Source organism: Acinetobacter indicus CIP 110367 (genome assembly GCF_000488255.1).
In the GTDB taxonomy this organism is placed as follows: Bacteria; Pseudomonadota; Gammaproteobacteria; order Pseudomonadales; family Moraxellaceae; genus Acinetobacter; species Acinetobacter indicus.
Window position 1 is genome coordinate 1 of sequence record NZ_KI530746.1, and the last position, 7,531, is coordinate 7,531.

General features: G+C 36.5%; 6 protein-coding genes. 1 reads left to right on the forward strand and 5 read right to left on the reverse strand.

Annotated features, from left to right (window positions below; translation table 11 throughout):
• Positions 1–386: 386 nt before the first annotated feature.
• Complete coding sequence (locus P253_RS04585) at positions 387–650, reverse strand: hypothetical protein (protein WP_016658920.1); 264 nt, start codon at positions 648–650, stop codon at positions 387–389.
• Positions 651–1,157: 507 nt separating this feature from the next.
• Here P253_RS04585 and P253_RS04590 point away from each other — a divergent pair.
• The gene (locus tag P253_RS04590; protein WP_016658921.1) at positions 1,158–1,481 is read left to right on the forward strand and encodes a hypothetical protein; all 324 of its coding nucleotides are present in this window, start codon (positions 1,158–1,160) and stop codon (positions 1,479–1,481) included.
• On the opposite strand, the gene P253_RS04595 is transcribed toward P253_RS04590, so the two are convergent.
• From P253_RS04595 to P253_RS04610, 4 genes are all read right to left on the reverse strand, one after another.
• The gene (locus tag P253_RS04595) at positions 1,478–1,687 is read right to left on the reverse strand and encodes a hypothetical protein (protein ID WP_035363148.1); all 210 of its coding nucleotides are present in this window, start codon (positions 1,685–1,687) and stop codon (positions 1,478–1,480) included. The two genes, P253_RS04590 and P253_RS04595, sit on opposite strands and share 4 nt — an antisense overlap.
• 93 nt (positions 1,688–1,780) lie before the next feature.
• Positions 1,781–2,905 carry a hypothetical protein gene (locus tag P253_RS04600; protein ID WP_016658923.1) on the reverse strand — a complete coding sequence of 375 codons (1,125 nt, stop codon included), beginning with the start codon at positions 2,903–2,905 and terminating at the stop codon, positions 1,781–1,783.
• A gap of 3,392 nt (positions 2,906–6,297) precedes the next feature.
• A complete protein-coding gene (locus P253_RS04605) occupies positions 6,298–6,534 on the reverse strand; it encodes a ribbon-helix-helix domain-containing protein (protein ID WP_016658924.1) in 237 nt (78 codons plus the stop codon).
• Complete coding sequence (locus tag P253_RS04610; protein WP_016658925.1) at positions 6,531–7,160, reverse strand: AAA family ATPase; 630 nt, start codon at positions 7,158–7,160, stop codon at positions 6,531–6,533. Before P253_RS04610 ends, P253_RS04605 begins: the two co-directional genes overlap by 4 nt.
• Between the last annotated feature and the right edge of the window lie 371 nt (positions 7,161–7,531).

The following is a 7,531-nucleotide window of genomic DNA, read 5'->3' on the forward strand; positions in this document are numbered from 1 at the left end:
TGCCGGACTTCGCAGAGGAACTCAACTACGGAGTCGATCTATCAACCATCTGATAATGGTATCAGGTTGGTGGGGTAAAGGTGCCCCATCAACCATTAAATCCGTATACCCAATTTTTTATAACCAGCGACTATTTGACACAAAATCTCTTATGCGCAGTTCAGGTATTAGAGACCATTTAAAAAGTTATCTCTACTGAAATAGATTACACTCATATATGCATTTTTTTTGAAAATAGCTAAAAAGTGAAAAGATATAGCTTCTTAATCAAAATTTAAGTATTTGATATAAATATTTTTTTAATTATTTATTTGTAATAAGTGGTTTTTACTGAATCAGTTTTCCACTTTTGAGTTTTCTATTTAAAATTTAAGTGCAAGCCTGCTTCAATCCCCATTAATTTTACGTTTTTTAATTTTAAAAGTTCGGCGACCAGCAAATCGTTGAGCAAGTTCGGGATTACGACCACACAAACGTTTAATCAAGATCGGTACGCTATTCGGAGCCTTACTCACCAAATTATCATTTTCTACATACAGTATCGTTCCACTTTGAGCTGCTGCAATAAAGCAGTCTCGAAGTACATCCGCGGCTCTGGAAGCAATATCGGATTCATTGTCACTTTCATTGATTAGATTTACTGCTGACATATTGCTGCGCTCTCAAGTAAAACCTACGTATAAATCATATTCCAAGTCAGGCCATTCAGCACAGAAAACTAAAGGCATTTCTGCATCTGAGGTACTATTCAACACACACAATAGCTTCTTTTCTGCTTCAAGGTAGCTATGATGTGTGTTCTATATTTTATTTTTAATTTCAATTACTTATAAATGTTAATGTTTAGGTTTTATTTTTGCCACACAAATAAAATTACATTTAAAATCAAATACTTAATGCATTTAAAAAAATAAAAGCTTAGCATCACACATAATACCTACCTGATGAGGCAAATTTAGGTAGGTATTATGTGTGCTCATCTTAATGATATTATTTAATTTCAGTATCTTACTGATAAATTAACTCTATGTAATTTCAATAAATTTTCACGAAGCAAGCTATAATTCAACACAAAATCTCTACCCACTTTTAGATCCTGGAAATGCAGAATCCGTAAAGAGTTTATCTCTCAAAAATTTAAATGCCTTGAGATCAAAATGAATACTATAACCTTTCAAAAATTGGAAAAAATGAATAAGCAGTGCAAAGCCTGTGTGAAAGCCTATGCACTTTTGACCCTCCTCAGCCTGATGACTTTCTTCATCTATTTTTTCAATAATTTCACGTTAGACGTTCTCTTTACAAACTCAAATGCCCTATTACCGGCGATCAAAATGGAGGCGTTGGCACTTGGGATAATGCACATTGTTTACTATTTCTTTTTCAAATATGTCGATAAAAAACTTCAAATATTCGGCTTAGATTCAAATAATCTGAATGAATACATCCAGCGGAATCAGGCATTTTTCCAAAAATATTAAGGTATGGCTTCTCCAGTGGAACTCATGTCTTGTAATACATCAAAGACAAGTTTCTCAATGCCTGAGCGTGCTTTATCAGGGTCTGGATCTAACCAGGACAGCGAAGGAAATTCGGCACAAAGGCCAACAAATTCTCCGTCTTGGGCAGACCACGTCACACTATATGAATAGCGTGCTTCAATCTTAAAATTGAAAAAATCCTTCATATATTTTGCTGCATCTTTGGTCTCAGCTCTCAAATCATCAATTTCTTCACGGCTGAGATAATAATCCTCTGGGTATTTCGGCATAGTTCACCTTCAGTCTTTAGTTTTTTGCTTATTCTGTTTGTTCAAATAGATCTGATCTGCATTTCTACAAGCCATTTCAAACTCTTTAATGCTCATTGCCTTTTTCTTGGTAAATCGGACATAGTGCAGATGGTCCGTGAAATACTTCTTATTCAGCTTCTTATGATCAGGCTGCATCTGATTCAATAATTTTCGAACCCTTGCCTGTATTGAACCAATTTGAAATCGAGTCCCATGAAAATTCCCATGTGCCATCAAGCGTGCGCTGGCTTCTGCAAATTTCTCTATACTTTCTGGCGTAGTTTGGATCTTGTTTAATCTCTTTTCAAACTCACGTTTAGATCCATCTAAGAACTCCTGTGACAGATACCATGTGAACCGGACATTCTTAGTGGAATAACGCTGAAAGAATTCTAAATGCTTTTTTCGAACCAGACGTAAGACCCGGGTAAGTTCTTTTAGCTTATCGTTGTAACTCTCATCATTTTCAAATTTAACCCCAAACCCCAATAGAAACTGAGTCACAGACGCCTGATTCCAACGATTGTGCTCATCGTCTAAAAAAACAAAAGCAAACTTTCGATATAAACTCTTAAATCGTCGTTCTTCCGAAGCATCAAAGGGCTTAAAGATTCGATAGATAAACTTTTTGTTGCTATCAATGACCTTCACACGTTTTGCATGTGTATTAAAAATGACACCATAATGCTCAGGGAAATAATATCCCTTCGCAAATTCAGTTTTCAGATCAGAAAATTCAATATATTGACCTAATACATAGGGACCAAAGCGTAGCAGTTTTTCTTTTCTAGTCGTCAAAATACTATTCAACTTTTGCTTGCGTAGCATGCTCGAATTCTTAGCGAGTATTTCTTGTAGCGTCAGCTTGCTTCTTCGTGCTTCTCGATAACCAGTACTAAATAACCAGAACTGGAAAACCTCACTTTTTTCCGGATCATAATTGATCACAAGACTCCAGACCGGCTCCCCGTAGTCTGATTTTTTCTTACGCTCTTGCTCACCGAGATCAAGACCATATTCCAAAATGAGCTTCGGAATCAGGTTTTGAAACTTCGAAAAAGGCACAACATCAGAAAACCAGAACTTTGCTTTTCCATTGGAAACGCATTGCATGATACTGAGAAGACAGTCAGTTTTTGTTGTTGTGTAGTAGATCATAAATCAACCAAAACCTGCGTTTTTTGCGGAAAGCATAAAAGTCTATCTTTTATTTTAAAGAATCACAAAACCATTTTTCACTAAAAATGGTTTTTTTTTAAGCGAAGATGGGTTTTCTGTAAATAAGAGTTCCTGTGGACCCCAGCAAACAGTTGTTTTTAGGTTTTTTGTGGCTTATTCTGTGCCTGCCAAATATGAATTTTTGGGATCGATGTGATTCGTATCTGTCCCGAATTTTTCTAGACCCTTGTCATTGCGGTTTTATGTGTATACGTCAGCCAACGTATACTAAAACTCGCAAAGCTGCGTGCGTGAGAAATCTAGCTGGCGCGGCTATGACGGGCACTAGGTGGTGAAATTCCGCTTATTGACCCAATCCTGACTGCATATAAACGCTGGTCTGCTTTTAAGCTCACCAGTCGTAAATATGTAATCTATGTAATAGTTGGGCGACATAGAAACGGGAATCTAGGCGACTGGATCAAACCCTGTCTAATGGAGAGTGTGAGTAACTTCAAGGATTGATAGTTGCGTTAACAACACCTATTTCATGCTTCAATTTTTACGAAGGGCATGATGTATGGCGCACAGGTGGGCTGCTGAGAATATCGCGAGGTATTAGGGAGTTGAGGAGAAATCTGGAAACTTCGGTACTCAAGGATTAACTTGAATGACTTGTCGAGATGACATTTCAGGTTGGTTGGTGAGATCGCTGGATAGCTCAAGCCTGTAACGGTGACACGTAGAACGTTATGTCACTCAGAAATTAAGACTGCATTGATTAAGTTCATTGCGGTCTTTTTTATTTTTTAGTGATTTAAACATAGCGAAGATGTTGCTTTGCGTAGGTCAAGTGCTTTACCCACAATGAAGTCGAATAACGGTGAATAATACGGGTTTTTGGAACTCTTACCGTAGAACAACGGAATCGCTGTTATTTTGTGGAGTGGATAAGCGTACTGATCGTTTATTAATACTGGTTTACTTTTATTAATAAACAAAGACCATTATGACTAATATGGGAATCTCTCAAGTCGATCATTATACAAGGTGGCTCCTTGATATAGACTTTTGAAGCGAAAACCTGCCTTGAGTGGGGAATAAGTTTTGATTAATGAGAGAGGGAGAATTGTTGAGTAGATTCTATGTTTATATCTGGTTTTTTATTAAGTCATTTATTTATATAGATCCAGTCACTTCGAGCGAATAAAAACGTAAGCGGTGATGAAGCGAAAGACAATGCGGGAAATATTTAAAACCACTGACAAGGGTTTTTAAAGTGAGGTGTGGCAGCCTCGGTATCTATGAAATGGTACGAACTTTTTTGGCGTGGAAGAAAATTAAAATGATTATTTCAATTATTAACGTGGCTGTTAGTAGTTGTGATATTTGATGATTATTCAGTAAGAAGCATGAACGGTGGCTCCGTTGTTGGTTCACGCCAACCAAATATCTTAGTTATTAATCCAAACTTTAAAGTTGAATTAATCGCTACTAGCTATTTTTTTTAGCGGTGACGTTATGAAGCAGTCAAGTTGTTTTACTAGCGGAATAGTGTTTTAGCGGTGACGTATTCTTTCCTGAATTTTCATCTAGCGGTCCAAATGTGACTTAGCGGTGACGATTGAATTTGATGGTTGAATATTAGCGGACCTGTACTTAGCAGTGATGGAAAACATCTTGCTTCGTAACTAGCGGAAAAGTGGTGTTAGAAAGTCGTAGTTGTGGAACTAAAACACAACCGAAGTTTGTCTTAAACTTAGTGGTGATGACAGTCGGGCATAAGCTGTCTGAACGGTTTGAGATTCGCTTCCTTTGCTCTGCAAAGAGAATGTCACAAGTTGATAACTGTGAAAACGTACCAATACGTTCTATTGGCGTTAGGCGGTAACGTGAAACTCCAACATAAGCCCTGTTCCAAGTTTATTGGACAGGGCTTTCCTATTTTGCTCTCATTTGCTCTATAAGCAACTTTAATAACAACAAGTACTAAGATTAAAAAAATAGTTAATCGAGCTAAAAACCCCTATTTTTTGCGTTTAAACATTACATTCAAATCACTTAACCGAATTAATCACAATCTACTAAATGCTCTCACTCTCTCAAGTCCCCCCACATCCCTCGTTTTGCTCGGGCTGATGGTGAACGTTGAGAGAGTTTCGGCAATACTCACCCTAAGAGCTTGCAAAAAATTTGCTTGCTCTTGGAGTATTGCCTGTACACCTTTTGGGCTGACGGAGCCACGCATCGGTCGTATCTGCAAAGGGTAATTGTGCTTTCCCTTATAGGCTGAGATTACGATTCACACACCGCATCGACACGTTCCCAAACCAACTGAACCCAACTATCTCCGCAAGGGTTTCCCCAATTTACGATTTAAGCCAAGTATTCAGCTACTCATCACGTTGTTGCTTTGTCGATTTCCCCTAGTAGCAACTCTTGCTTTATCCATATAAAACAATCGCTGTAGTGCGCTAGCGTCGCTTAATCCTTCCACCCACACCACATGCCAACCGTACAAAACGGACACGCAGAAGCAGGCAAAGCTCCAAATACTAAAAGTATTGCTTATTTAATAAACACGAAACATATCAATAACGAAGTTTTTCAGGTTAGGACTTGTAATTACTGCACATAACTGTAAAAATAATCGTACAGGTGCAAAAGCCTTAGTGTGAAATCATAATGGTCGCCAAACCTTATGATCTTCGTTATTTGATGTTCCACCATCAAATAACTGCGTGCCGAAGAATATAGAGCCCTGCTTGACTTCTGTCAAGCGGGCTTTCTTCTTTTTTAAACTAGAAAAAACATTAAATATTAAATACTTGCATTAAGTATTCTATATCTGCGGTATATGGTGTAACTTCCAAAAATAGGTCGATTTTGACATAAGATATATACTAATGCTTATATTAGACCTCTTGCGAAAGTAATATTTTTGACTATTTTAGACTTTGATATTTATTTAAAAATCAACGTTTATCACTGATTAAATTTTGACTAACGCAAGAGATCTATTATTTGCCTTCAAAAAGAATAAATAAGTGAATAGCCACCAAAATTCTAGACACATCTAACCATCTTGTGGACTGCCACTTTTAGATTGAATGGATATTTTAGTTATTTTGTACATCCAGAGAAATTAGAGCAATGACTTCAACAAAAGATTGAAGAAGTTTACCTGCATGATAAGTCAGTAAGAAATCACTGAAATTTTATAAAAGAAAATTCCCAACATCATTAGTCATTAATTGTTAATGGACTGTACTGGGTACATCTAGTACAGCCTGAATATTAATACTAATTTAAAACTAAATTAGTTTTAAATTTATTTCTATTTGGTTTCATTCTTCCTTTAATTTCTTCAATGCAAATCTAATAATACCATTATGGGTTTGGCCATATTTTTCTGCTAACTCAGTCAGTAACTTATACTCATACTCATTCATTGGAATAGTATGAGTTTTAAATTTTCTAGAAGCTTTGGGATCTAGCTTTGCTGTGGTTTGTTCATTAGCACCATTAATGAATGCATCCATGTCAGGAGATGAAGGTTTCACAACTTCCCTTTTCTTAATCATGCTAAAAGCTCCTTCATAAAGGCCTCAAACTCTTCTATTGCTTTTGGATTATTGGATTCAACAACACCTTTACCTTCAGCAGTGACATCACGATAAACCTTGCGATCATAGATTACTGAAGACAATGCAGTGAATAATGGAAAGTCGGCGAGATAATCGTTGGCTTGTTGTACTTCAGAAACTGATGGATTTGTTGGGGCCAGTGTTAGCAATCCAAATGGCTTCAGTTCCTCATTAAAGGACTTCGCTTGGTCAATGACCTCTGACAGATGAGGTAAAGTATCCAAGTCGAATTGTGATGGTCTAAATGGCACTACCAAGTAATGTGTAGTTAACATTGCTGTTCTAAGCTCTTTACTATCATGCCCAGCAACATCGACAATTACATAATCATAGCGACTATCTAAGTCTTTCAATGTGTTCTTGATGTCGCCATAGCGTTGAACACAATGCACTTTGGGTAAATCTGTATTATCCCTGTCTTTAACCCAATTAGCTGAACTTTGCTGAGGATCAGCATCAACTAATACAATGTCTTTGTTATGTTTAGCAAGATATGCTGCAATGTTGATGGCTATTGTTGATTTACCACATCCACCTTTTTGGCTTCCAATCAAGATAATCATTTTACTTGTAATTTATAACTAATTTGAATGTAATATAGTTGCATTTTTAAATGGTGTAAATGACTAATTGAAAAATTCTGTTATCTATTGATTTAGCATTAGTCTACATTTTCCCACCTAAATCATGGTTATTTTTCATAATTATTCATCCATGCGAATTGATACTCGTAAAACAAGAAATTCTCTTAGATTTTTAAACAGTAATCCTTTTATTTTTAATACTTTTAATATTTTTATTTTTAAAACCTCTGTAAGCCTTTTATAGCAAGTGTTTGAGAGCTAATAAGTCTACATTTTCCCACCTTTGAGTCTACACTTTCCCACCCATTAGTCTACATTTTCCCACCTTTGAGTCTACATTTTCCCACCTT

Excerpts from the sequence above, each read along its gene's own strand:
- P253_RS04610 (WP_016658925.1), bottom strand. The coding sequence starts at position 7,160 with ATGATTATCTTGATTGGAAGCCAAAAAGGTGGATGTGGTAAATCAACA.
- P253_RS04600 (WP_016658923.1), bottom strand. The coding sequence starts at position 2,905 with ATGCAATGCGTTTCCAATGGAAAAGCAAAGTTCTGGTTTTCTGATGTT.
- P253_RS04605 (WP_016658924.1), bottom strand. The coding sequence starts at position 6,534 with ATGATTAAGAAAAGGGAAGTTGTGAAACCTTCATCTCCTGACATGGAT.
- P253_RS04585 (WP_016658920.1), bottom strand. The coding sequence starts at position 650 with ATGTCAGCAGTAAATCTAATCAATGAAAGTGACAATGAATCCGATATT.
- P253_RS04590 (WP_016658921.1), top strand. The coding sequence starts at position 1,158 with ATGAATACTATAACCTTTCAAAAATTGGAAAAAATGAATAAGCAGTGC.
- P253_RS04595 (WP_035363148.1), bottom strand. The coding sequence starts at position 1,687 with ATGAAGGATTTTTTCAATTTTAAGATTGAAGCACGCTATTCATATAGT.